20 protein-coding genes are annotated in these 23,905 nt (G+C 35.0%); 7 read left to right on the forward strand and 13 right to left on the reverse strand.

The annotated features are described in order from the left end of the window. The first annotated feature begins 7 nt into the window (after positions 1 to 7). On the forward strand, positions 8 to 2,626 hold the full coding sequence (locus E0Y80_RS06860; protein ID WP_156306919.1) for a valine--tRNA ligase: 2,619 nt from the start codon (positions 8 to 10) through the stop codon (positions 2,624 to 2,626). Between the two features lie 60 nt (positions 2,627 to 2,686). Here the strand turns inward: E0Y80_RS06860 and E0Y80_RS06865 are convergent, their stop codons facing one another. Continuing rightward, the gene (locus tag E0Y80_RS06865; protein ID WP_156306920.1) at positions 2,687 to 3,199 is read right to left on the reverse strand and encodes a PepSY-like domain-containing protein; all 513 of its coding nucleotides are present in this window, start codon (positions 3,197 to 3,199) and stop codon (positions 2,687 to 2,689) included. Between the two features lie 201 nt (positions 3,200 to 3,400). On the opposite strand from E0Y80_RS06865, the gene E0Y80_RS06870 reads away from it, so the two are divergent. Then, positions 3,401 to 4,039, forward strand: a complete 639-nt coding sequence (locus E0Y80_RS06870; RefSeq protein WP_231595983.1) for an HdeD family acid-resistance protein — start codon at positions 3,401 to 3,403, stop codon at positions 4,037 to 4,039. 63 nt (positions 4,040 to 4,102) lie between these two features. On the opposite strand, the gene E0Y80_RS06875 is transcribed toward E0Y80_RS06870, so the two are convergent. The 6 genes from E0Y80_RS06875 to folB form a co-directional block, all read right to left on the reverse strand. Beyond that, positions 4,103 to 7,156, reverse strand: a complete 3,054-nt coding sequence (locus E0Y80_RS06875; protein WP_156306922.1) for an efflux RND transporter permease subunit — start codon at positions 7,154 to 7,156, stop codon at positions 4,103 to 4,105. 16 nt (positions 7,157 to 7,172) lie between these two features. Next, positions 7,173 to 8,231 carry an efflux RND transporter periplasmic adaptor subunit gene (locus E0Y80_RS06880; RefSeq protein WP_156306923.1) on the reverse strand — a complete coding sequence of 353 codons (1,059 nt, stop codon included), beginning with the start codon at positions 8,229 to 8,231 and terminating at the stop codon, positions 7,173 to 7,175. Positions 8,232 to 8,235: 4 nt separating this feature from the next. After that, a complete protein-coding gene (locus E0Y80_RS06885) occupies positions 8,236 to 9,597 on the reverse strand; it encodes a TolC family protein (RefSeq protein WP_156306924.1) in 1,362 nt (453 codons plus the stop codon). A gap of 34 nt (positions 9,598 to 9,631) precedes the next feature. Then, positions 9,632 to 10,264 (reverse strand): TetR/AcrR family transcriptional regulator, encoded by a 633-nt coding sequence (locus E0Y80_RS06890; protein WP_156306925.1) that lies wholly within the window; start codon positions 10,262 to 10,264, stop codon positions 9,632 to 9,634. Positions 10,265 to 10,422: 158 nt separating this feature from the next. Beyond that, positions 10,423 to 10,866 carry an Hsp20/alpha crystallin family protein gene (locus tag E0Y80_RS06895; RefSeq protein ID WP_156306926.1) on the reverse strand — a complete coding sequence of 148 codons (444 nt, stop codon included), beginning with the start codon at positions 10,864 to 10,866 and terminating at the stop codon, positions 10,423 to 10,425. 245 nt (positions 10,867 to 11,111) lie between these two features. Continuing rightward, complete coding sequence (gene folB / locus E0Y80_RS06900; RefSeq protein WP_156306927.1) at positions 11,112 to 11,507, reverse strand: dihydroneopterin aldolase; 396 nt, start codon at positions 11,505 to 11,507, stop codon at positions 11,112 to 11,114. A gap of 50 nt (positions 11,508 to 11,557) precedes the next feature. On the opposite strand from folB, the gene E0Y80_RS06905 reads away from it, so the two are divergent. Continuing rightward, positions 11,558 to 12,289, forward strand: a complete 732-nt coding sequence (locus tag E0Y80_RS06905) for a 3-keto-disaccharide hydrolase (RefSeq protein ID WP_156306928.1) — start codon at positions 11,558 to 11,560, stop codon at positions 12,287 to 12,289. A gap of 33 nt (positions 12,290 to 12,322) precedes the next feature. Here the strand turns inward: E0Y80_RS06905 and E0Y80_RS06910 are convergent, their stop codons facing one another. The 3 genes from E0Y80_RS06910 to E0Y80_RS06920 all read right to left on the reverse strand — a co-directional run bounded on the left by E0Y80_RS06910 (position 12,323) and on the right by E0Y80_RS06920 (position 15,543). Next, the gene (locus E0Y80_RS06910; RefSeq protein ID WP_156306929.1) at positions 12,323 to 13,834 is read right to left on the reverse strand and encodes a carbon-nitrogen hydrolase family protein; all 1,512 of its coding nucleotides are present in this window, start codon (positions 13,832 to 13,834) and stop codon (positions 12,323 to 12,325) included. Positions 13,835 to 14,087: 253 nt separating this feature from the next. After that, the gene (locus tag E0Y80_RS06915) at positions 14,088 to 14,405 is read right to left on the reverse strand and encodes a DUF3467 domain-containing protein (RefSeq protein WP_156306930.1); all 318 of its coding nucleotides are present in this window, start codon (positions 14,403 to 14,405) and stop codon (positions 14,088 to 14,090) included. A 22-nt stretch (positions 14,406 to 14,427) separates the two neighbouring features. Then, complete coding sequence (locus tag E0Y80_RS06920; RefSeq protein ID WP_156306931.1) at positions 14,428 to 15,543, reverse strand: M42 family metallopeptidase; 1,116 nt, start codon at positions 15,541 to 15,543, stop codon at positions 14,428 to 14,430. Between the two features lie 93 nt (positions 15,544 to 15,636). On the opposite strand from E0Y80_RS06920, the gene lgt reads away from it, so the two are divergent. Both lgt and E0Y80_RS06930 read left to right on the forward strand, forming a co-directional pair. Beyond that, complete coding sequence (gene lgt, locus E0Y80_RS06925; RefSeq protein ID WP_156306932.1) at positions 15,637 to 16,464, forward strand: prolipoprotein diacylglyceryl transferase; 828 nt, start codon at positions 15,637 to 15,639, stop codon at positions 16,462 to 16,464. 51 nt (positions 16,465 to 16,515) lie between these two features. Beyond that, a complete protein-coding gene (locus E0Y80_RS06930) occupies positions 16,516 to 17,718 on the forward strand; it encodes a multidrug effflux MFS transporter (protein ID WP_156306933.1) in 1,203 nt (400 codons plus the stop codon). A gap of 48 nt (positions 17,719 to 17,766) precedes the next feature. On the opposite strand, the gene aroQ is transcribed toward E0Y80_RS06930, so the two are convergent. After that, a complete protein-coding gene (gene aroQ / locus E0Y80_RS06935; RefSeq protein WP_156306934.1) occupies positions 17,767 to 18,189 on the reverse strand; it encodes a type II 3-dehydroquinate dehydratase in 423 nt (140 codons plus the stop codon). 33 nt (positions 18,190 to 18,222) lie between these two features. Continuing rightward, on the reverse strand, positions 18,223 to 19,863 hold the full coding sequence (locus tag E0Y80_RS06940) for a gliding motility protein RemB (RefSeq protein WP_156306935.1): 1,641 nt from the start codon (positions 19,861 to 19,863) through the stop codon (positions 18,223 to 18,225). A 194-nt stretch (positions 19,864 to 20,057) separates the two neighbouring features. Between E0Y80_RS06940 and E0Y80_RS06945 the strand changes: the two genes are divergently transcribed. Further along, the gene (locus E0Y80_RS06945; RefSeq protein WP_156306936.1) at positions 20,058 to 21,479 is read left to right on the forward strand and encodes a glycoside hydrolase family 125 protein; all 1,422 of its coding nucleotides are present in this window, start codon (positions 20,058 to 20,060) and stop codon (positions 21,477 to 21,479) included. Between the two features lie 43 nt (positions 21,480 to 21,522). On the opposite strand, the gene E0Y80_RS06950 is transcribed toward E0Y80_RS06945, so the two are convergent. Then, positions 21,523 to 22,905 carry a glycoside hydrolase family 140 protein gene (locus E0Y80_RS06950; RefSeq protein ID WP_156306937.1) on the reverse strand — a complete coding sequence of 461 codons (1,383 nt, stop codon included), beginning with the start codon at positions 22,903 to 22,905 and terminating at the stop codon, positions 21,523 to 21,525. Between the two features lie 128 nt (positions 22,906 to 23,033). Here E0Y80_RS06950 and murI point away from each other — a divergent pair, with 128 nt between their 5' ends. Next, on the forward strand, positions 23,034 to 23,864 hold the full coding sequence (murI, locus tag E0Y80_RS06955; protein WP_156306938.1) for a glutamate racemase: 831 nt from the start codon (positions 23,034 to 23,036) through the stop codon (positions 23,862 to 23,864). Positions 23,865 to 23,905 lie beyond the last annotated feature (41 nt).

Genomic DNA, 23,905 nt, shown 5'->3' on the forward strand with positions numbered 1-23,905 from the left:
TACTATCATGAGCATAGCAAAGACGTACAATCCAAAAGAAGCAGAAGATAAGTGGTATTCGTACTGGATGTCGCACGGATTTTTCCGTTCGGTACCAGATGATCGGGAACCCTATACGATAGTCATGCCACCGCCCAATGTCACTGGAGTACTGCATATGGGTCATATGTTGAATAATACGATTCAAGATGTGTTAATTCGCCGTGCACGAATGCAAGGGAAAAATGCGTGTTGGGTACCTGGAACGGACCATGCATCAATTGCGACAGAGGCGAAAGTCGTTGCCATGTTAAAAGAGAAAGGCATTGAAAAATCCTCGATTAGCAGGGAGGAGTTTTTAGAATATGCATGGGAATGGAAGGAAAAATATGGCGGCATCATATTAAAACAATTGGAGAAGTTAGGTGCATCCTGTGATTGGGAGAGGACAAAATTCACTATGGACCCTGATTTATCGGAAGCTGTTCTAGATACTTTTATTAAATTCTATAAAGAGGGATATATTTACCGTGGTATCCGTATGGTTAACTGGGATCCAGAAGGTAAAACTGCATTATCAGATGAGGAAGTTATCCGCAAGGAAGTAAATCAGAAACTATATTACATTCGTTATCAAATTAAAGATTCGGAAGAGTCCGTTATTATTGCCACTACGCGTCCAGAAACTATTATGGCTGATTCAGCCATATGTATCAATCCATTAGACGAGCGCTACAAGCATCTACAAGGAAAAACGGTATTAGTACCCTTAATTAATCGAGAAATACCGATTATCCAGGATGAATATGTAGAGATGGAATTCGGGACAGGCTGTCTTAAGGTTACCCCTGCGCACGATTTGAATGACTATGAGTTAGGTCAGAAGCATAATCTTGAAGTGATTGATATTCTTAATGATAATGGGTCGTTAAACGAAAAAGCACAGATTTTAATCGGAGAGGATCGATTTATTGCTCGAAAAAAGATTGCAGTTTTATTAGAAGAAGCTGGTCAGATTGAAAAAATAGAGGACTATAAATCACAAGTTGGATTTTCAGAGCGTACCAATGCTGCTATCGAGCCGAAATTATCGATGCAATGGTTTTTAAAGATGGACAAACTGTCGAAGCCAGCGTTGGAATATGTAGAAGACGGAACAATTAAATTAATTCCTGACAAGTTTTTTGCATCCTACAAGCATTGGATGGAGAATGTTAAGGATTGGTGTATTTCACGACAATTATGGTGGGGACAAAGGATCCCAGCATGGTACAATGAGAAGAATGAATGGGTGATTGCAAAAACGGAGTTAGAAGCCGTTAAAGAATTTGAGAGCCAGGGAAAAATGGCATCAGGACTTCGCCAAGAAGATGATGTATTAGACACTTGGTTTTCATCGGGCTTATGGCCGATGTCGGTATTTGATGGAGTAAGAAATCCGGAGAATGCAGATTTTCAATATTATTATCCGACCAATGATTTAGTTACGGCCCCAGAGATTTTATTTTTCTGGGTTGCCAGAATGATCATCATGGGTCATGATTATACTCAAAAGCCGCCATTCCGAAATGTATATTTAACGGGTATTGTACGGGATAAATTGGGCAGGAAGATGTCAAAATCATTAGGAAATTCGCCTGATCCAATTGAATTGATGGAACAATACGGGACAGATGGCGTCCGTGTTGGAATGTTATTATCTTCCCCAGCTGGTAATGATTTAATGTTTGATGTTTCTTATTGTGAACAGGGTCGAAATTTTGCCAATAAGATTTGGAATGCGTTCAGATTGGTTAAAGGCTGGGAAGTTGTTGAAAAAGAAGCAACTGCATCACAAAAAACAGCTGCTAAATGGTTTGAAAGTAGATTTAACCAAGCATTAATTGAAATAGAGGAGCATTTTTCGAATTATAGATTATCGGATGCATTAATGTCTACCTATAAATTAATTTGGGATGATTTCTGTTCGTGGTATTTGGAGTTAATAAAACCAGCTTATCAATCACCAATTGAAAGCGAGACATTGGCAATTGTAAAAGGCTTATTTCAAAAGGTATTAAAGCTAGCGCACCCTTTCATGCCATTTATTACAGAAGAACTATGGCATGATGAAATCTTTGGGGATCGTACTGAGAAGGAATGTATCATTATTGCTGATTTTCCAAAAGTTGGACAATTTGACGAATCGCTTATTAAAGAATTCTCGACTGTACAACAAATCATATCTGAAGTTCGAAACATTAGGAATTCAAAAGGCTTATCGCCTAAGGTAGCACTTCCCTTAGCTATAAATGCTACAAATATTGATTATAGCAAATATCAGGATAGTATCGTTAAGCTTGCCAATATTGAGGAATTAACTTTTGTTAAGGAGAAAGTAAGTGGAGCAGTAAGTTTTCTTGCAGGTAAAGACGAGTGTTATATTACGTTAGAAAATAACATCGATATTGATGCTGAAAAGGAACGCATATCCAAGGAGATTGAATATCTACAAGGATTTTTGATTTCAGTAGACAAGAAACTTTCGAATGAAAGATTTGTTCAGAATGCCAAACCTGAAATCGTTGAAAACGAAAAAAATAAAAAGGCAGATGCTGAAGCAAAAATTAAGATATTGGAGGAGAGTTTAGCAAGTCTTAATTCATAAAAATTTTTCTATGAGAAAATCCCTTGGACAAATGTTCAAGGGATTTTTTATTTCTTGAAATTATTTATCGACTCTTAGGAACTTTCCGTTTAGGTCGAAGACCAAATCTTGGTCATTATTAAGTTCGACAGCCATTGCATCCATGTCGATATCGACAGATTTTATGGATTGGCCAGCATAATTAGTTTTAATATAATCTTGAACGGAAGCAGGCAAAACTGCTGTAGGGACCACTACATTTCCTTCAGTACTAATTTCCCTCCAAGCACCATCTTTATCAAAGTCAATGTCAGTTTTGTCAGATAACTCGACTTCAAAGACGGTTCCATCAGTTACTGGAGATGTTTTATTTTCGACGTGTATAATGGAACTTCCAGGAAAATGTTCTTCAATAAATTTCTTAGCCTCATAAGGCAAAACATCTGCGGGGTTGTTTGCAGGAATTGCACCATCACTTGAGCCTTCCGCAATACCACCTGTTTTGTTTTCGTCGATTTGTTGATTCGACTGTTTATTTTGATTGTTACATGCTAACATGAATAAAGCAGCACCTAGTATACATAGTTTTTTCATAGTTGTCGTTTAAAAATTAAACAAGGGTAAAGCCATTTTGTTTTGAAGTTAATTATTCCAAGCACCTAAGTAAGTTTATTCCTTAAGATTAACCAATAATATGACATTCATTACAATACTTTTTTTAGGCTGAAAATTTTATTAATTTGATAGTATTAGAGAATCATAAAAAATTATCACAGGAAACTAAAACATATTATCATGGAAAATTTTCTTAAATCAGTTAGGTCTGCCATAAAGCAATGGTATCTACCTTTAATCGTTGGAATTATCTTAATTATCTTAGGTTTTTATGTAATATCAACGCCTGTCACCTCTTTTTTAGCGCTTTCCTTTGTATTTAGTATTTCATTTTTATTTTCGGGAATTGCTGAAATTATTTTTTCATTAAACAATAAAAATGAGCTAGACGGTTGGGGATGGTATTTGACGGGTGGGATTTTAAATGCGATTTTTGGTATATTATTAATCACCCATCCAGCTATTTCAATGGCAACTTTGCCATTTATAATTGGATTTTTCGTCATGTTTAAATCCATTCAATATCTATCATTATCCTTAGAATTAAAGCAATATGGATCAAAAAATTGGGGATGGATTTTATTCTTTTCGATTTTGGGGATTATCTTCAGTTTTATATTATTATGGAACCCAGTATTTGCTGGAATGACCATAGTATTATGGACAGGAATCGCGATTTTATCTGCGGGAATGGCATCATGTATTCTATCTTTCCAGCTTAAAAGTTTAAAAAACATTTCTTCTAGGACACCTGAAGATTGGAAAAAAAGATATGAAGATCTTGAGGAAGAATATCGTCGATTTAAATCAGAAAAATAAGACAGATAAAAATTTAGAAGGGTGTTTAAATAATATTTAAGCACCCTTTTTTTATTTGTATTTTTATTTTTCTATTTCTATAGTAGGAGGAATTAGTTTATAGATTACAGGAGTCACAATCCTTGACAATAAAGTTGAGCTGATCAGGCCCCCAATCATGACGATTGCTAAAGGAGAAATCAACGGATTAGAGGACCAGGCAATTGGCATTAAACCACCAATAGCTGTCAAGGTTGTTAAGATAATTGGTAAAAACCTAATTTCACCGGCTTTTTCAATAGCTTCATTTAGCTGCATCCCTTCCCGCCTTAATTGATTAGTAAAGTCCACCAATAAGATTGTATTTTTCACTTCAATACCAGCCAGTGCTACAATTCCAATAGTTGCCACAAAGGATAAGGTATTTCCTGTTAGCAAAAGGGCTAATACTGCACCAACGATACCTAACGGGATAACAGAAAGAACGATGAGGGTACTTTTAAATGTTTTAAATTCAAGAATTAATACAGCAATAAACATAAATACTGTAATCATGATAATGGTTCCAAAACCTCCGAAAGCCATTTCACGACTTTCCACTTCCCCTCCCATTTCATAACTATATCCGTCAGGCAAAGGAAATTTGTCCATTTGTTCAATAACAGCGTTTATGACTTCATCATTTCCAAAGCCTTTTTTAACAAAAGAATTAACCGAGACTGTTCTAATTTTATTTTGATGATAGATATTTGAAGGTGATTCCTCAAACTCAAGTGATGCCAATTGAGAAAGAGGAATAGAGGTCCCAATTACATTATCAACATATATCCCTTCTAAAGTTGCAACAGTAGGTTCGGAATTTCTAGGTACGGTTACCAAAATATCATAATCATTATCATCTGAATTAGGATCAGCATAGGTTCCAGCATTATAACCGGATAACGCCACACGAATTGTCTGATCAATTGCTGAAGTTGGCACGCCTAATGCCATAGCTTTTTCTCTATTAATATTAACTTTTAGGTCCGTTTTATTATTTTTAATTGGATTATTGACATATTCTGTACCTTGAGTTTTCTTCAAGAGGTCTTCAATTTTATACGAAAGATTTTGAAGAGTATCTAGATTGTCTCCAAAAATCCTGACCTCAACAGGAGAGATAATTGGAACTCCTTGTTCAAAGTCTCTTACTTCAATTTTTGCGCCCAAATAAGGTGTCCATTTCATTCTTAAATCTTCAATCAATTTGATTTTATCTTTTGATTTAACATCATCATGAAGCTGAACAAATATATCTGCATAAGAGACATCTTCTCTTGCTTGCTGCATATTGTAATATACCCTAGGATTACCTTTTCCAACATTAGCGGTAAAATATTTCACATCGGGTATTTGCTTGAGTTCTTTTTCTATTTCATTCGTAATACTATCTGTTGTCTGTAAATTAGCTTGTAGTGCTGTATTGATATGTATCATGAATTGAGGTTTTTCAGAAGGAGGAAAAAGACTAAATCCAACTGCTGGGATTAAGGCTAATGAACCTAAGAATATTGAGAGTGCAATTAATGCAGTACGACCGGGATGTTTCAACGCTTTATCGAGGAATACGCCATATGATTTATGGATTAGACTCTGCATACCTCTAAGTATAGCATTTCCACCTTCATGAGGGTGGGGTTTTAACAATTTACTAGACAGGAATGGTACGACTAAAAGTGCAACAAACATTGATCCCACAACTGAAGAAATTACAGCAATAGGCATACTACGGATAAATTCTCCAGCCATTTCAGGCATAAACACTAGCGGCATAAACGCGATAACTAAAGTTACCGTACAACCCAAAACAGCTAAAGCAATCTGTTCAGTTCCTTTAATAGCGGCTTCAATTTTAGAATATCCTTCACGCATCCATCGTTCAATGTTCTCAACAACCACTATACTATCATCTACGACTAATCCAAGTGCCACTACAAATCCAACGATACTCAATTGATTTAAAGAGTAGCCAAATAAATTCATGGCAATTATTCCCAAACCGAGTGACAGGGGAATGGCAATCATTACCACGATAGAAGCTCTAAATCCTAGGGGTAAAAGAGTAACTAAGACAAGGAAAATAGCAATTCCGAAATCTATTGCCAATCCACCCAGTCTCTGGTTAACATTTTTAGCTTGATCAAAGTTCAGAACCAAATCGATATTTTCGGGCAGGCGTGATTTAAATGCATCAATTACTTTTAAATATTCAGTCTGTGTGTCGGAGATATTCATTCCTTCCTTTTGAGCTGCAGTTATCAAGACAGAACTAAATCCATTCAATCGTGTAATATGGCTGTTAATACCAAATGTTGGATAAATATCAGCTACATCCTTTAACAGGATATTTTTACCTTGAGCACTGGCAACAATTGTATTCTGAATATCTTGTATGCTTTGATAATTTCCAGAGCTTTTTACAGCGAAGGATTGAGTTCCAGCATTGATGCTTCCAGCGGGGATATTTTGATTTTCGCTTTGAATCGCTTGAATGATTCGATTCATTGTAATATTTAATTCAGCAAGTTTTGCTTGGTTGAGATCTATTCTTATTTGTTGATCAGGAAGCCCAGAAATCTCAACAGCTTTTAATGCTTTAACTTTTTCAAGATCTTGTTTTAATTCATCGGCAAATTTTTTCATGCTGGATTGGGGAGCATTTTCGGAGATTAACGCCATCTGTACGACACTTACATTGGTAGGGTCAATCTTTAATACTTCCATGCTATAGATATTATCTGGGAGTTCAGATCTAGCAGCATTCAACTCTCTTACTAATTCTTGATATTTATCATCATAGTCTTGGCCGTATTCAAATTCTATAAAGAAAAATGCTACACTATTATTTATGGTTGTTTTTATTTTTTTAATATTGTCCAAAGCATAGAATCTGCCTTCCAAAGGTTTTACAATTAACTGTTCCATATCTTTGGGGCTTGTACCCGGATGAACCACCAACACTGGAAAGGTGACACCTTTCATATCAGGATCTTCTGCCCTAGGCATTGTCAACATCGAAGAAACAGCAACAACTATAATCATCAATACCATAATCATGGTGAATTGATAATTCTTTATTGGATATCTAATTAAGCTCATGGCAAAAGAAATTGAGTTATTTTTTAACGATTATAGGAGACCCATTGACAAGATAAGGGCTACCAGATATAATAATAGAATTTGCATTTTCTAAACCAGCATCTATTAAGACGTCATTATTTTCAATTTTGGCAATTTTGACTTTTTGTTTTTTAGCAGTTTTGCCATCTTCAGTTATGAATACATATCCTTCTTTTCCATTACCTTGAAGGATTGAGGAGAAAGGTATTTTCCACCAAGAACTATTTTTCTGTCCAGATGTCAGAATAATTGCTTTTCCAAAAATCCCAGAGGCTAATTTGTAGTTAGGTTTTTCAGTAAGTTCTAGAAAAATAGAGAATGTACCAGACTGAGGATCAATTCCTTCAGATTTTTTAGCCACGACAGCATTCAGAGTATCATTTGGCACGGCATCAGTACTAATTTTAGCTATATCACCAATTTTAATTTGGGACCATTGTTGATCAGCAACTCCTACTTTTAAATTCCATTTAGAATTGCTGGCACCATTAACCTGTAGAATGGGGGTTCCTGGTCCAACGACCTGTCCATGGTTTGCTAATTTTGCCAATACGAATCCTGATACTGGGGAATAAATATTTGAATATTGTTGGTTGAAATTGACTGATTTTAAATCCTGCTGAGCTAAATCTAAAGCTGTTTTAGCATTTTGCATTTGCTCTAAAGTTGCGACGCTATCATGGAATAATTTAAAGGCTCTATCGTAATCTCTTTTAGCTTTTTCGACTGCAAGACGCGCCTGACCTGCTTTTGCATCTACTTCGGAACTTAATACTGAAGCTAAAAGCTGGCCTTTTTTGACGGGATCACCTTCTTTTACAGAGATTCGAGAAATTACACCTCCGTTTTTAAAACTTAGTAAAGTTTCATCATCTGTTGTAAAAACGCCAGTAGCTTCAATTCTTTCATCAGGCGAGCCAGAATTTAAAGCCAATAATTTTACAGGAATAGTATCTTGAATGGATAATTCAGTTTGACGTTCAGTTCTGTGACATCCGGAATTAACTCCTAAAGAAGCCATCAATATAATGAGGGTAATATTGCTTATTTTCATGATCTTAGTTTAAAGGGTAAGTTGCATTTTCTCTTTCCAGCTTTGCGAATGCGGAGAGTAATTTATATGCGGCAATATTATTTGCCATTAAAGAATTAGTGTATTGTGATCTAGCATCGATTGTTTCAATATAAGTATTCACGCCTTCATTAAAGCCTCTGAGAATCAAACGCTGATAGGTTGCGGCTGCTTCCACCTGAACTTTTGATGCTTCATAGCTTTTCTGCAAAGCAAAAAATTCGTTTCTAGCCACTTCTGCAGAAAGCTGTAACTGTTGTTTAGCTTGATCCAGTTTATTCAGTGCCTCAGCAACGGCGATTTGGTTCTCTTGAATTTTTAACTTATTTCTATTTCCTTGAAAGATTGGGAAAGATAATTGTGCACCAATCATATAATATTGAGAATTTCTATTAACTCTCAAACCCTCAGCTTGGGAACCAAGGTCTAGGAAAGCGCTTAATTTGGGGATATAAACTTGTTTACTCATTTCAACGAGAGATTCCTGAATTGAAATGTTACTTTCAAGAGACTTTATTTCCTCTCTGCCGTTAATATCTATTTCAAGTTCTGCATTTTGAACGCTGTCCAGCTGATTCGTTTCCAAAAAATAATCTATCGGAGAATCAGGATCTCTATTCAATAAGGAATTGAAATAAAATTTTGCGTTTCGAATTTGCTGTTCAGCATCAGCAATTTTAGATTCGTGCTGAGCAATTTCAGCATTCGCTCGAATGACATAAGCTGGCAATCCTTTACCAGCTTCCAATAATTTTTCATTGACGCGTTTACCTTCATTGGCGAGAGCAAGGGAATTTTCGTAAATCTCTTTAGCTTGAAGAGCACTTAAATAATTGTAATAAGCTATTTTGATATCTTTAACGAGTTCCCTTTTATAGAGTTCAATATCATTTTTGCTCAATTCGACCATTTTTTCACGCATTACTTTGTTATGTTTTAGGTCTGTATTAATAATCGGAACAGCAGTTCGAATTTTCGCGTCATAATAATTTTTTGGCAAGAAGTTTATTTGCTCATTGTTAATTTGGGGGAAATTTTCACTTTGGGTCAATTGATTTAGGGTGGCATACACGGGGTTTAACATGTCCCCAATTGGAAGATCTATTGATCGGCCACCATCTGCATGAGAATACATAAGATCAAAAGTTATATTAGGCAAGTACATGCTTCTAGCAACATCCAACCCATTCAAAGCCTTCCGCAAGGAAAGATCTTTTTGAATAAGCACAAGGTTGCTGTCCAATCCTTGTTTAATATATTGATCTAAGGTATTTATTTGCGCCAAGCTTGTATTACAGATTCCGACGAGAAAAGCTGTAATAATGGTTAGTATGTTTGTAAGCTTCATTATTAACAGTGTTAACCTATTATTCAAAAAAATATTATTTTGAGGAGTTCATTAATTCTACTAATACCTGAAATGAATTATAGACAATCTCTTCCATCGTTTCCATTTTATCAAAAACATCTTTTATACAATCAAGATGCTGAGTAACATGCAGTGATACGAGTCCATGTACAGCTGCCCAAGCATGAATAGTGACGGCAATGGGATCCATTTCTTTGAAATAGCCCTTTGATTGACATTCAATCACTGTATTTTTAAGAAATTCAATGACTAATTCACCTTCAATCCATTCATTATTTTCCTTTTGGGAATTTAAAAATGAAAGCGGTTCTTTCATCATAAACATAACTTGGTAATACTCAGGATTATCAAATGCAAATTGTATATATAATTTCCCGAGCGCTTTCAATCGCTCAAAAGGATTATCTACTGCCATTAGTGGGAAGAATCTTTCTTTTAATATTCCGAAACCAACTTGATGCAAAGCATAAACGATATCATTTTTGTCTTTGTAATATAAATATATAGTAGTTGGACTGAAGCCGATTTCTTTTGCAATTTTCCGGATTGAGGTTGCTTCATATCCTTCATGTACAAAAAGTTTTTTAGCAGCTTCAAGAATTACAGATCTTAGATCCTCTTTATGTTTTATTTTTTTAACGATCATAATTGAATATTAAACCAAAGCTACTTAACAGTGTTAAGTAGTTTATTATTTTTTTTTATTTAAAGACATTCAGATGACAAAAGAAGGATTAAAAATTAGAGGCATAAAAAAAGGGCAGCATAAAAATGCTGCCCTAATCAACTAACCAACAACTAAATTTATTTCACCTCAATTAGTCTCTTTGCTACGATCGCTTCTTCTTTCTTTCCGATTTTGATATCTAGTACACCATTTTCATAAGAAGCATCGATATTTGAATAATCTACTACTTCAGGCAACGTAAATGATCTAGAGAAAGAAGAGTAACTAAATTCTTTTTTGCTATATGTTTTACCTTCTTCAACTTTTTCTTCTTGTTTTTCTACGGAAATATTGATGATATTTTTATCAACATTGATTTTGAAGTCTGACTTCTGTAAACCAGGAGCAGCAACTTCTATGTTAAATGCTTCTGGAGATTCTGTGATATTTACTGCAGGAACTCGAGTTACTAATCGATCTGAAATAAAAGAATCATTGAATAAATTATCAAATACATTGTTTACGAATGGATTGACTGCATCAGTGTTGTAAGATTTTCCTGGTAATTTGATTAACGCCATGTTTAATTCCTCCTTATTATTAATTTTTTATTTTCAATTATATATCACTGATTAATCAACTAACGTACCAACGGATTCAAGGAATATTTACAAGACAAATTGTCTTATATATTCAACAAATCGCAGCCAAAATGACTGAAAAATAAAATTCAAAGATGATATTCTTAATACAATAGACTGACCTAGAGATTAGTAGTAGCAAATTGTGTTAAGAAGGAAAAAGAATATTAAAACAATGGAAAGGACTAATCTCTACAATAATTTAAAGAAACCACAGATTTTGCTATATCACCTCCAAAAGGTGGATTAATTTTTCTGATGGCAATATCTACAATTTGAACTTGAGGGTACACTTCGACAATTTTATTTAAGATATCTTCAGCAGCAGATTCCAATAATTTTCTTTTTGGTCCCATTACATCTACTAAGATAGCATAGAGTTCTTCATAATTTACTGTATTTTCAATATTTTCAGCATCTGGATTTTTAAAGGGGAAACTTACAGATACACTTACAAAAAATTCATTACCTAAAATTTGTTCTTCTTCATAAAATCCAATTGGGGAGAAAAAACGGACATCTTCTAGGGAAATTTTTTGAGTTGTTTGGGCCATTTTTGATAAAGTTTTGAGGTTTTTCATATTAAAAATAATGTTTTTTCTTATATTACCCTAACAAAATTCTTAAACCTATGTTAAAGTACTCTTTACTAATAGCTTTGCTTGCAGGCGCAACCTATGCAGGCGCACAGACAAAATTCCAACCTCAGGACACCGAATTCTATGAACCTGTTCCAAGAGTTGTGAATACGAAGGCGAATTCAGCACCTTCAGATGCCCTAGTTTTATTTGATGGGAAGAATCTATCAGAATGGGTAAGTGAAAAAGATGGGAGTCAACCCCAATGGACGATAAAGGATAATATCCTTACAGTTAAGCCGGGAACTGGTGGAATAGTTACCAACAAGAAATTCGAAGATTTCCAGCTACACATAGAATGGAAAAGCCCCGAGACCATCAAGGGAGAAGGTCAAGGAAGAGGTAATTCCGGGATATTTTTACAGGGCATATATGAACTACAGGTATTAGATAATGACAATAATAAAACATACACAAATGGTCAGGCCGGTAGTATCTATAAACAGAGTCCACCATTGGCAGAAGTTAGGAAACCGGAAAGTGGCTGGCATACATATGATGTTTTATATACAGCACCGAGATTTAATAAAGATGGTATGCTTATAAAAAGAGGCCAGGTTACAGTACTTCATAATGGAGTTGTTGTTCAATACAACACAGAATTACAAGGTACGACGGAATATATAGGGTTACCAAAGATGAAGGCCCACGGTCCAGGTCCTATTTCATTGCAGGATCATGGAGATCTAGTTTCATACAGAAATATTTGGATTCGAGAATTATAAAAAAATGGGCGTTTATAACGCCCATTTTTTGTTTTATTTTAATAGTTTCACTTCATATAGATCTTTTCTACGGTCTTTCAGTATTTTCACGGTACCATATTCATGAAGATCTCTTAAGGCATACAAATCGACGTCAGCAATTAGAACCATTTCGGTATTCGGCGTTGCTTCAGCTTTAATTGCATTATTAGGGAAGGCGAAATCAGAGGGGGTAAAAACCGCGGATTGGGAATATTGGATGTCCATATTATTTACCCTTGGTAAGTTCCCTACAGATCCGGCTATTGCAACATAGCATTCATTTTCGATAGCTCTAGCTTGAGCACAAGCACGAACTCGAATATATCCATTTTGTGTATCAGTCATAAAAGGCACAAAAAGTATTTGCATACCTTGATCGGCGAGTATCCTACTTAATTCAGGGAATTCCACGTCATAGCAGATTAGCAGTCCAACTTTACCACAGTCTGTATCAAATACTTTAACTTCAGACCCACCGACTAATCCATAATATTTCATTTCATTTGGGGTTATATGGATCTTTTTATAATGGTCCAAGCTACCATTTCGGTGACAGAGGTAACTGATGTTATACAATTTTCCACGTTCCATTATTGGCATGGAACCAGAGATAATGTTTACGTTATAAGAGACTGCGAACTGTTGAATTCTTTCGACAATTTCTTTGGTATGTTCAGCGAGTTTTTCCATGGCCATCCTTTCGGGCAACTCATTATAAGGGCTCATCAAAGGGGTATTGAAAAACTCAGGGAACATAATAAAGTCTGTTCCATAATCACTTACCGTATCTACGAAGAATTCAATTTGGTCGAAGAATTCCTCAAGATCTTTGAATAAACGCATCTGCCATTGAACAAGCCCTAAACGAATGGTTTGTTTTGATGCAGAATTTGAAGGAGCATCAGGTTCATAGTAAATGTTATTCCATTCTAATAAGGTAGCGACTTCCATAGATTCCGAATCTTCAGGAAGGTAATTTTTAAGGATTTTCTTTACGTGGAAATCATTAGAAAGTTGAAATGTGAGCGTAGGATCATATATTTCCTTACGTTTTACTTTTTCAATATAAGTACGGGGGGTCATACTATCGGAGTAGTTATGATAATTTGGGATTCTACCTCCCGCAATAATGCGTTGCAGGTTCATTTGCTCACATAATTCCTTACGTTGGTCATATAGCCTACGACCGAGTCTTAATGATCGAAAATCTGGATGCACGAAAACTTCGATACCATACAGGGTATCCCCTGTTGAATCGTGTTTATCGAATTTACCATCATCAATAATTGTGTAATACTTATCGTATACATTGGTTTTTTGAGAATTTAAAATGATTGACAAAGCACATGCAACCACCTTTCCATCCACTTCCACTGCAATCTGTCCTTCGGGAAAGATATCAATTAGATCTACAATATTTTCTTTAGTCCAAGGATCCCCTACCAAACCATGGTAAGCTTCTTCCATGGATTTCTTCAAATCCTTATAATCCTTTTTACTAAGGTTTCTTACTTTAATATCCATTTTAAATATGATTGAATTGCCAGAATCGGCAATGATATCCAATAATCAAATCCCATTCCAAATTTTAAGGAGAAATCCTTTTAGACTAAGGATGAATCGATTATGAAAGTTCAAAAAATGAGAATTCATTAAAGATTCTTTAGAGATATTGGGATTAATAGGTTTTTAAAAATTATAGAAATTAGGTAGTGCGAAATCATAAAAAGGAAAGAACTACCTTTGGGTAGTTCTTTTTAAGCTATATGGAATTAAATTAAGCTTCTCCTTTTGGAGTACCAAAATTTAATGGATAGGGCATATCCTTTGGCTGGATAGTTCCATTTTGACCTTCGAAACGGGCAATATTTTCTTGCAATGCTTTCATTAATTGTTTAGCATGTTCAGGGGTTAATATTACTCTTGATTTTACTTTTGCTTTAGGCACTCCGGGCATAATACGAACGAAGTCAACAACAAACTCTGTATTTGAGTGTGTGATGATAGCCAGGTTAGAATAGATTCCTTCTGCTGTTTCTTCTGTTAGTTCGATACTTAATTCTTGTCCTTCTGGATTTACATTATTGTTTTCCATTTTATTTAATCGGTTGGTTTTATTATTTACTAAAAGTTCTAAAATCTTGATTTTTTTCAATGGTTAGGACCATTTCATAGATCAATTTAATGACATTATCTACATCGTCTCTATGTACCATTTCCACAGTGGTATGCATATATCTCAAAGGTAATGAAATAAGCGCAGATGGTACACCTCCATTTGAATAAGCGAATGCATCAGTATCAGTACCAGTGAATCTTGATGAAGCTTGACGTTGAATAGGAATATTATTTTTCTGAGCGACGTCGATTAATTGTTTGTTTAGATTAATCTGAACTGCAGGAGCATAAGAAACTACAGGACCTTTTCCACAAGCTAAATCCCCTTGGGTAATTTTATTGATCATTGGGGTATTGGTATCATGGGTAACATCGGTAATGATAGCCACATTAGGTTTAATATAATCAGCAATCATTTCCGCACCACGTAATCCGATTTCTTCCTGGACAGAATTGACAACATATAATCCGAAGGGGAGTTTCTTTTTATTTTCTTTGAGAAGCCTAGCCACTTCCGCAATCATAAATCCACCAGCACGATTATCCAAGGCCCTTCCGACGTAATAACGATTGTTAAGAATCATGAATTCATCTTCATAGGTAATTACACAACCAACGTGAATACCCAGTTGTTCAACTTCCTCCTTCGAAGTGCACCCGCAATCCAGGAAGATATTTTTAAGGTTAGGACTTTCTTCTTTTTCTCCGGATCTTGTATGAATTGCTGGCCATCCGAAAACAGCTTTCACAATTCCATTATCGGTATGTATATTTACGCGTTTTGATGGTGCAATCTGATGGTCTGAGCCCCCATTTCTGATGACGTAAATCAATCCATCTTTAGATATATAATTAACAAACCAGGAAATTTCGTCTGCATGGGCTTCAATAACCACTTTATATTCAGCTTTTGGATTAATGATTCCCACTGCGGTTCCGTAATTATCGATATAAGTATCATCGACATAAGGTTTGATATAATCCAACCATAAACGTTGTCCGCTCCATTCAAAACCAGTTGGGGAGGGATTATTGATATATTTTTCAAAAAAAGCCAATGATGATTCTGTAACGACAGAAGGTTTTTCTTCTACTTTCAATGTTTTTTTAGCCATAGCCTTGATTTAATTCTCGCAAAATAAGTATTTCCTCTATTTTCGCAAAAATAAAAACCGAAACCTTATCTTTACCAGACATTTTATTACTGTATGCAGGATATTTTAAGCTTTATTACCTGGGGTCCAGAACCGGAAATCTTTAAAATTGGTTCTTTTGGGGTTCGATGGTATTCCCTATGTTGGCTGTTAGCATTTGTTGTTTCCTATTTTTTGATGTTAAAAATTTTCAAAAGAGAAGGAAAGTCACAGGAATTGTTGGATAAACTGACCATCTATGTTTTTATCGGTACGCTTGCGGGTGCAAGGTTAGGTCATTGTCTATTTTACGATTGGGCCTATTATAAGGAGCATTTTTTAGAGATATTTATTCCATTCCAACAGGTGAACGGGGAATGGCAATTGACGGGATTTACTGGATTAGCGAGTCATGGTGGCGCAATTGGAATTATAACTGCTTTATGGTTGTTTTCAAGGAACAGCAAGACAAATTTCATGTGGATATGTGACCGATTGGTTTTAGTTGTTCCTATTGCAGGAGCGTTTATACGTTTAGGCAATTTTTTCAACTCGGAAATGATTGGTAATCCAACAGATTTACCTTGGGCGGTAATTTTTAAAACCATTGATCAGGTTCCAAGACATCCAGCTCAGATGTACGAGGCAATAGCCTATGTCATTATCTTTTTTATTTTGTGGGCGATTTACAATAAGAATAAGAATCCACGTCCAGGTAAATTGTTTGGCATATTCTTAATACTCTTATTTGGCGCACGTTTTATAATTGAATATGTTAAGATTGACCAAGTTGATTTTGAGGCAGGAATGTTATTAAACATGGGTCAAATTTTAAGTATTCCATTTATACTGATTGGGATCTTTTTACTCTTTAGAAAACCAAAAGATATAAAAAACATATAATACAATATAGCCCTACCATCCGGTAGGGTTTTTATTTTTATAATAAAATACATGTTAAAATCATTAAAAAACAATAGGAAGGTAACTTTACTGATATTAGGTTTATTATCGGCAATAGGACCATTTTCTATCGATTTATATTTGCCTGCATTTGATATTATAGCAGAAGACTTCCATACATCAGTAGACCAAGTTCAATTAACTTTAACAAGTTATTTTGTTGGTATAGCATTTGGACAGATGATTTATGGTCCGCTATTAGATAAATATGGACGCAAAAAGCCATTATTAATAGGATTAGCAATCTACTTTGTAGCATCCCTAATGTGCATATTTACTCGGGATATCAACCATTTAATTCTATTAAGGTTTTTACAAGCACTAGGGAGTTGTGGAGGGATGGTTGGTGCAAGAGCGATGGTTACAGATTATTACAGCAGTCGAGAAGCTGCAAAGGTTTTTAGTTTGTTGATGTTAGTGATTGGGGTTTCTCCCATTTTAGCTCCGAGCATTGGAGCATTTATGTTGGAACATTTTGACTGGCATAATATTTTTCTTTTTTTGGCGATACTATCACTATTGATTTTTATTGCTACTACTTTTTTACTTCCGGAGAGTTATTCAGGAAATAGGGATCTATCCTTAGCTCCAAAATCGATAATTTCAAATTTTTGGAAGGTTTTAAGCAATAAAGTTTTCATTTCCTATTGTTTAATTGGCTCGATAGCTTCGGCTGGGACCTATGCCTATTTAGCGGGCTCTTCATTTGTTATGCAACAATATTTTGGATTGAGCAAAGCCGAATATGGACTTGCATTTGCATTTATTGCATCGGCAATGGTTATTGCTACACAATTAAATCGTTATTTTTTAAAAAAGCACAGCAGTGAAGAGATAAGTCGGGTTGCGAATATCTGGCAAGCATTTATCGGGGTAATCATGATAATTGTATTATCTAGTGGTATGTTAACCTTTCCGATAACTTTAATACTTATATTTTGTTTTTTATTTGGCCATGGTTTTATTTTTCCGAATACCTCAGCTGTTGCACTTACGCCATTTAAAGGATTGGCAGGCAGTGCATCAGCGCTATTAGGATGTATCCAAATGGCCATTGGTGCATTTGCTTCAGCGTTAGTAAGTGTATTACATAATGAGACAGCCTGGCCAATGCTCGGTGTGATGTGTTCTGGTGCCATATTATCATTGATCTTACATATTGTTGTAAAGAACAAGGTTAAAACAGAGGAATAAAAAAAGGGCATTGTTGAGATGCCCTTTATTATCTAAAATAATTTCTAGTTAATTACTCAAAAAACTTTCTAATGCTAATCTATAACCATCAAGGCCAAATCCGACAATTATTCCTTTACAGTTTTTAGAGAGGTAGGAATGGTGTCTAAATTCTTCTCTTTGATGCACATTTGAGATATGGACTTCAACTACTGGGGTATTTATTGCAGCGATTGCATCTGCAATAGCTACAGAAGTATGGGTATAAGCCCCGGCATTTAAAATGATACCATCAAATGAAAATCCAATTTCATGAAGTTTATCAATGATTGCACCTTCCGAATTACTTTGGAAGTAGTGTAATTCCAGGACATCATATTTGGATTTCAAATTTTGAAAATAATTTTCGAATGATTGATCACCATAGATACTCTTTTCACGCACACCAAGTAAATTTAAATTCGGTCCATTTAGGATTAATATCTTTTTCATTTTTTGATTTTATACTTTAAAGATACTATAATCCTAAAAATCTCCATAAAGATTACGGAAACTTGAACGCAAGCCTACATTAATTACTCCGGATTTTTGTGTTTTTTCGCCTTCTATCTTATTGTATCGTTGAGTATAACCAACTTCAAATCTAAGGTTATATTTAGGGTTCAAGACATAGGCAGCTTTGAGGTCGGCATAATATAAATCATTTTGAACACCTTGTCCAATTTTATTACCATAGGTATTAGGAGCAGTATTATAAGATTGGAAAATGTCGCCTCCGTAATTAATTAAATTACCAAGGTTTCCATAGGAATCAGTTCCATACCGGCTATACAACCCTTGAACAGAGAAGTCGAATCTATTCCATGAATAATTAGCGATACCGATTAATTCTCTAAAATTAGCACCTCTAGGATGCGCTAGAGGTTCTCCTCTATTACTATAATTTGAGATTGAAACAAAATGTTGATAGGTATAAGGACGCACTAAGTTATATTCACCTAAGATATTTAAATTTTGAACTCCAAATATATTGAATGCTTTAGCACCTATTTGTGCACCCCATTTATTGTGTTTGTACCCGTTATTTGCGAAGAATTCTTTAGCAGTAAATTCTCCTAGTAGGAACTGTCCATAAGCAGTCAGGTTATTTAGGATTTTATATTTTGCATTCAATCCTAAGAACATTTTATCGGGGGAAGATATATTATTATTTTCTACAGGTCTTAGGAACAAAACAGGATTCAGATAATTAAAATCAAATCCCCTATGACCGGCCTGATTACGGTTTGCCCAAATAACAGATTGGAAGAATCCAATGGACAATCTATTCGTTACGTTATAGTCTAGGTATTGAAAGGCACCCCATTTGATACCATCCCCAAATCGACCACCAGAATCTAAAGAATCTACTCTTGGATTATTTGGATCAGTCATATATGCCCAAATTGAGGTATATTGTACATTTCCAACTTTACCAGTAAATTTTAGATGGGCCATATTGGAAGAGAAATCGGATAATAGAACAGATCGATAGCCATCACCAATAAAGTTTTTATCATAAGCTAAGGTTGCTTGGAAATAATCACTGAAATCATAAGTTAAATTCGCAGTAGCATACATCCAATCCTTTGTTCTGTTGAATCTTTTCTTAGACATTGCTTGTCCAGGCACCACCATGCTTTCCTGAATGTACTCATCAATATATCTTGGGAATACTCCTTGATTTTCGAAGAAATTACCATAAAAAGTAAATTTATCTTTAATGGTAACACCAGCTTGGATTCCGCGGGTATTTAACCAAGTTGTCCTTTTATCGGGATCGATCATTTCTGTACCGATAACAAAATCAGGCAATACATCCAGATAGAAAGTATGGTCTTCTTTTTCCACTTCAATCAAATGCTCATTGAAGATTTTTCTCATGAACCAATTATCAGATTGCGTAGGATACAAAGATTGAATGGAATCCATCTTTTCTAAAAGCGTACCTTTAAAAAGGTAAGGTTTAGAAGATGTATGATAACGAGTATTAGGTGAATACAACTCTTCATCATACTTTTGGTAATGTTGGTAAGAGTAAGGTTGATTTTTGACTTGTGCTTGCAAAGAACCGAAAGCGCTGAGACTCAGTATTGCGGCAAAAGCATATGATAACGTCTGTTTCATAAATTATTAGTCGAGATGTTTGGGCTATACTATCAAATTTTATTCCTAAAAACTTCCAAAGGTACTTTTAATAATTGAGCAAACCTTAATTTTAGCCACATTTAACGCTAAATCGTTTAGTCTGCACTATATAAAATCACGGACAATTTGTATATTGCTAAAGAAATAAATTATAAAACTATTGTACTCAAGATATGAAGCGTAGAACATTCCTACAAAACTCGGCACTCTTAGGTGCTGGAATGCTAGCAAGTAAATTTTCATTTGCATCAAGCATAAATGATTTTCCAGTAGTCCGGACACCTTTAGAAAAGCGACATTTCACTAGCAAGTTAGTGGAAGATATGATAAAAGAATTCCAGAAAAATGTTGCTGATAAAGAACTAGGATGGATGTTCAATAATTGTCTACCCAACACATTGGACACCACAGTTTATGATGAAAGTAAAGGGGATCGTAAGTTAACTTATGTGATTACAGGGGATATCGACGCAATGTGGTTAAGGGATAGTAGTGCTCAAGTATGGCCATACATTCAATTTGTAAATAAGGATCCTAAATTAAAGAATATGATATTAGGGTTGATCAATAAACAATCCGAATGCATCAATATTGATCCTTATGCGAATGCGTTCTACAATGATCCTACAAAAAAGGGAGAATGGTTTTCTGACCATACGGATATGAAACCGGGGATGCATGAGCGCAAATGGGAGATAGATTCCCTATGTTATCCAATTCGATTAGCTTATCGTTATTGGAAAGAGACGAATGATAGTACAGCCTTCGACGATACATGGGTAAAGGCGCAGGAAGCGACTTTGAGAACATTTAAAGAGCAACAACGGAAGGAAAATTTAGGTCCATATAAATTTGAAAGAACCACATCAAGAGGTTCTGACACGTTACAGGTTGATGGATATGGTTATCCTGTGAAACCGGTAGGATTGATTGTATCGAGTTTTCGACCTTCGGATGACAGTAGTATATTTGGTTTTCTAATTCCCTCCAATCTATTTGCAATTGTCAGTTTACGACAGTCTGCGGAAATCCTAAGAAAAGTTAAGAAAAACACTGGACTTGCTGATCAAATGGAAGCATTGGCCGACGAAGTTGAGGCAGCAGTCAACAAGTATGGTATTATAGATCATCCTACACACGGAAGGGTTTACGCCTTTGAAGTGGATGGATTTGGAAGTTACTTGATGATGGATGATGCAAATGTACCAAGTCTATTGGCCCTTCCCTATTTAGGAGCAGTTGATATAAATGATGAGGTTTATCAGAGAACTAGAAACTTCATTCTATCTGAAGATAACCCATTTTTCTTTAAAGGGAAATTTGCTGAAGGAATTGGAGGTCCACATATTGGACGAGATATGATTTGGCCAATGTCGATCATTATGCGTGCAAACACTTCAAATGACGATGCTGAAATCCGGAAGTGTGTTCAAACTCTAAAAAACACACATGGGGGAACTGGTTTTATGCATGAATCATTTCACAAAGATGATCCTAAAAAATTCACCAGGCATTGGTTTGCATGGACCAATACCCTTTTTGGAGAATTAATGTGGCGATTATATAAAGAGAAACCTGAGCTTTTAAAAGGTTAAAATATTTTTAAAATAAAAAGGGAAAGCTCATCGCTTTCCCTTTTTATTTTAATTTATCAATAATTAGAACCCAATCTGTATTATTTTCATCCTTTGGAGGGTTTAGAATCAATTGCTCTTTAACATTGAATGTATTTGAATCAACAATCTTTCCACTTTCTGGTTTATACCAACTGTATTTTATGGTTTTGCTAGGAAATGCTGTCATATTAAGCTTTAGGACTTTATTATTTGGCAAATATATCATGGCATAAGTCATTTCACGATTTGAAAACGCTACCATAAAATTTTTATTATTTAAAGAATCTTGATTGATAATTATGTTTTGCAATGGCACTCTATCTGTTGATGGCCTAGAGAGAATTAGTTCTTTTAAATATCCGGCCTGATAGGCTGCGGGTCTATTTAATGCATCAATCCAAGATCGATCGGGATAATTAACAGGTTCAAAATTTGGGGAATAAAATTGCCAGATGGCATGATGTCCATAGGTTACACCAAAAGCACCTGCAAATACAGACCTATACAATTGTCTTCTTACTTCCCAATCTCTGAAATAACCCTTTGAAGGATCCCATCCATTCCAAGGATTTATAGGGTGGTCTTCATAGCAAGGTTCGGCGTCAATTGTAGGTTTTTTGGGATTAAGGGCGAGATCAGTTTGAATAAACTTCCAAACAGGCACATCTAATTTAGCATGTCCGGATTGTATCATATTGAAATCCATCCATTTTTCGTGGTGCAACATGGGGCTAGATTCCCAGATATAACCTCCTGGATGGAATGATTTCAAGGTTTTCTTTGCACCTTCAGCAGTGTTTAATCCATTTGCCATTTCTGAATAAATAGTTAACCAACTATCTTCTTTATCAGCAGGAGGCCTATCTCCTCCTAATATCCAAAAAATATTATTGGATTTTTTATATCTTTCCCCTAATAATCTACCATATTCAAAGGCATTTTTCTTGTTAAAAATCACTGGTCCTGCTCCGGAATATTTTAAGGTAACTTTATCACCCCAAGTAGGCAGAATTGCCAAATAAAGGTTTCTTTCTGTTGCCAATTTTACGACAGAATCTATGAGTTCAAAATATTTCTCGTTCAGTTTTGTTGGATCATTATTAATTAAAGGTTTCTCACCATATTGATTAGGTGTATTTACGCCATCCAATTCCGCTAAAATTACACATTGAATAACATTGAATCCTTTAGCCTTTCGGTTATCCAAGTATTCTTTAATTTCTTCAATTTTAAGTCGATGAAAAAGCTCCCAAGCAGTATCACCCAGCCAAAAGAAAGGTTCTCCATCGGAATAAATTAAAGATTGACCATTTTTTGAGATTTTAATTTCTTTAATTTCCTCTTGGCAAAAACAGAACTTAGACAAGACAATAAATAGTAAACTGACAATTATTTTAGATTTCATAATTCTTAAAAATAATGTTAATAATTCAGTAATAACATCATTAAAAAATTAAATACAAGATTTATTTCTGTTTGCAATTAAGGTCAGAATCTCCAACCTTTGTATAATAAATTAAAAGGGGCAAATTCATGTCAGAAATAGAGAGCACAGGACCGATAGGCATTTTTGATTCGGGATATGGTGGATTAACGGTTTTCAAAGAAATTCACAAGTATCTTCCAAGATATGATTATATCTATTTGGGGGATAATGCTCGGGTTCCATATGGAACTAGATCATTTGAGACGGTTTATGAATATACGAAAGAATGTGTTTTTAAATTATTCGATTTAGGCTGTAATTTGGTCATTTTAGCATGCAATACGGCTTCAGCAAAAGCATTGAGAACGATTCAACAGCATGATCTTCCGGCAGGGAAAAAAGTTTTAGGAGTTATTCGTCCAACATCAGAGGTTGTTGATCAGTTTACTAAGACGAACAAGGTTGGGATATTAGCGACCCAAGGAACTGTTAATTCAAATTCTTATGTTATTGAGATCAATAAGTTTCATCCAGAGATTGATGTATTTCAACACGCCTGTCCTTTTTGGGTGCCCTTAGTAGAGAATAATGAACTAAATAGCGAAGGAGCACATTTCTTTGTACAGCAAGATCTTGAACAGTTACTAGGTCAATCTGCAGATATGGACACGATTTTACTAGCCTGTACACATTACCCACTGCTGTTACCATTAATTAAAAAATATGTACCAAAAGGGATTAATATAATATCTCAGGGTGAACTTGTTGCAAAAAGCTTAGTTGATTATTTAAATCGACATCCTGAAGTTGAAGAGCACTGTTCCAAGAATCAAACTTTACAATTTTTTACGACAGACAATCCGATTGACTTCAATAGTAAAGCAGAAATATTTTTCGGAAAACGAATTGAATCTAAATTCTTAAAGGTCTCAACCTAAAATCACACAAGTTAAAAATAGTTAATTAAAAGAAAGTCAAA

The organism is Sphingobacterium endophyticum (genome assembly GCF_009733535.1).
GTDB classification, from domain to species: domain Bacteria; phylum Bacteroidota; class Bacteroidia; order Sphingobacteriales; family Sphingobacteriaceae; genus Sphingobacterium; species Sphingobacterium endophyticum.

Coding starts and splice junctions, on each gene's coding strand:
- murI (WP_156306938.1), top strand. CDS start 23,034: ATGTCAGAAATAGAGAGCACAGGACCGATAGGCATTTTTGATTCGGGA.
- E0Y80_RS06910 (WP_156306929.1), bottom strand. CDS start 13,834: ATGGATATTAAAGTAAGAAACCTTAGTAAAAAGGATTATAAGGATTTG.
- aroQ (WP_156306934.1), bottom strand. CDS start 18,189: ATGAAAAAGATATTAATCCTAAATGGACCGAATTTAAATTTACTTGGT.
- lgt (WP_156306932.1), top strand. CDS start 15,637: ATGCAGGATATTTTAAGCTTTATTACCTGGGGTCCAGAACCGGAAATC.
- E0Y80_RS06885 (WP_156306924.1), bottom strand. CDS start 9,597: ATGAAGCTTACAAACATACTAACCATTATTACAGCTTTTCTCGTCGGA.
- E0Y80_RS06920 (WP_156306931.1), bottom strand. CDS start 15,543: ATGGCTAAAAAAACATTGAAAGTAGAAGAAAAACCTTCTGTCGTTACA.
- E0Y80_RS06870 (WP_231595983.1), top strand. CDS start 3,401: ATGGAAAATTTTCTTAAATCAGTTAGGTCTGCCATAAAGCAATGGTAT.
- E0Y80_RS06905 (WP_156306928.1), top strand. CDS start 11,558: ATGTTAAAGTACTCTTTACTAATAGCTTTGCTTGCAGGCGCAACCTAT.
- E0Y80_RS06875 (WP_156306922.1), bottom strand. CDS start 7,156: ATGAGCTTAATTAGATATCCAATAAAGAATTATCAATTCACCATGATT.
- folB (WP_156306927.1), bottom strand. CDS start 11,507: ATGAAAAACCTCAAAACTTTATCAAAAATGGCCCAAACAACTCAAAAA.
- E0Y80_RS06860 (WP_156306919.1), top strand. CDS start 8: ATGAGCATAGCAAAGACGTACAATCCAAAAGAAGCAGAAGATAAGTGG.
- E0Y80_RS06880 (WP_156306923.1), bottom strand. CDS start 8,231: ATGAAAATAAGCAATATTACCCTCATTATATTGATGGCTTCTTTAGGA.
- E0Y80_RS06950 (WP_156306937.1), bottom strand. CDS start 22,905: ATGAAATCTAAAATAATTGTCAGTTTACTATTTATTGTCTTGTCTAAG.
- E0Y80_RS06895 (WP_156306926.1), bottom strand. CDS start 10,866: ATGGCGTTAATCAAATTACCAGGAAAATCTTACAACACTGATGCAGTC.
- E0Y80_RS06915 (WP_156306930.1), bottom strand. CDS start 14,405: ATGGAAAACAATAATGTAAATCCAGAAGGACAAGAATTAAGTATCGAA.
- E0Y80_RS06945 (WP_156306936.1), top strand. CDS start 20,058: ATGAAGCGTAGAACATTCCTACAAAACTCGGCACTCTTAGGTGCTGGA.
- E0Y80_RS06890 (WP_156306925.1), bottom strand. CDS start 10,264: ATGATCGTTAAAAAAATAAAACATAAAGAGGATCTAAGATCTGTAATT.
- E0Y80_RS06940 (WP_156306935.1), bottom strand. CDS start 19,863: ATGAAACAGACGTTATCATATGCTTTTGCCGCAATACTGAGTCTCAGC.
- E0Y80_RS06865 (WP_156306920.1), bottom strand. CDS start 3,199: ATGAAAAAACTATGTATACTAGGTGCTGCTTTATTCATGTTAGCATGT.
- E0Y80_RS06930 (WP_156306933.1), top strand. CDS start 16,516: ATGTTAAAATCATTAAAAAACAATAGGAAGGTAACTTTACTGATATTA.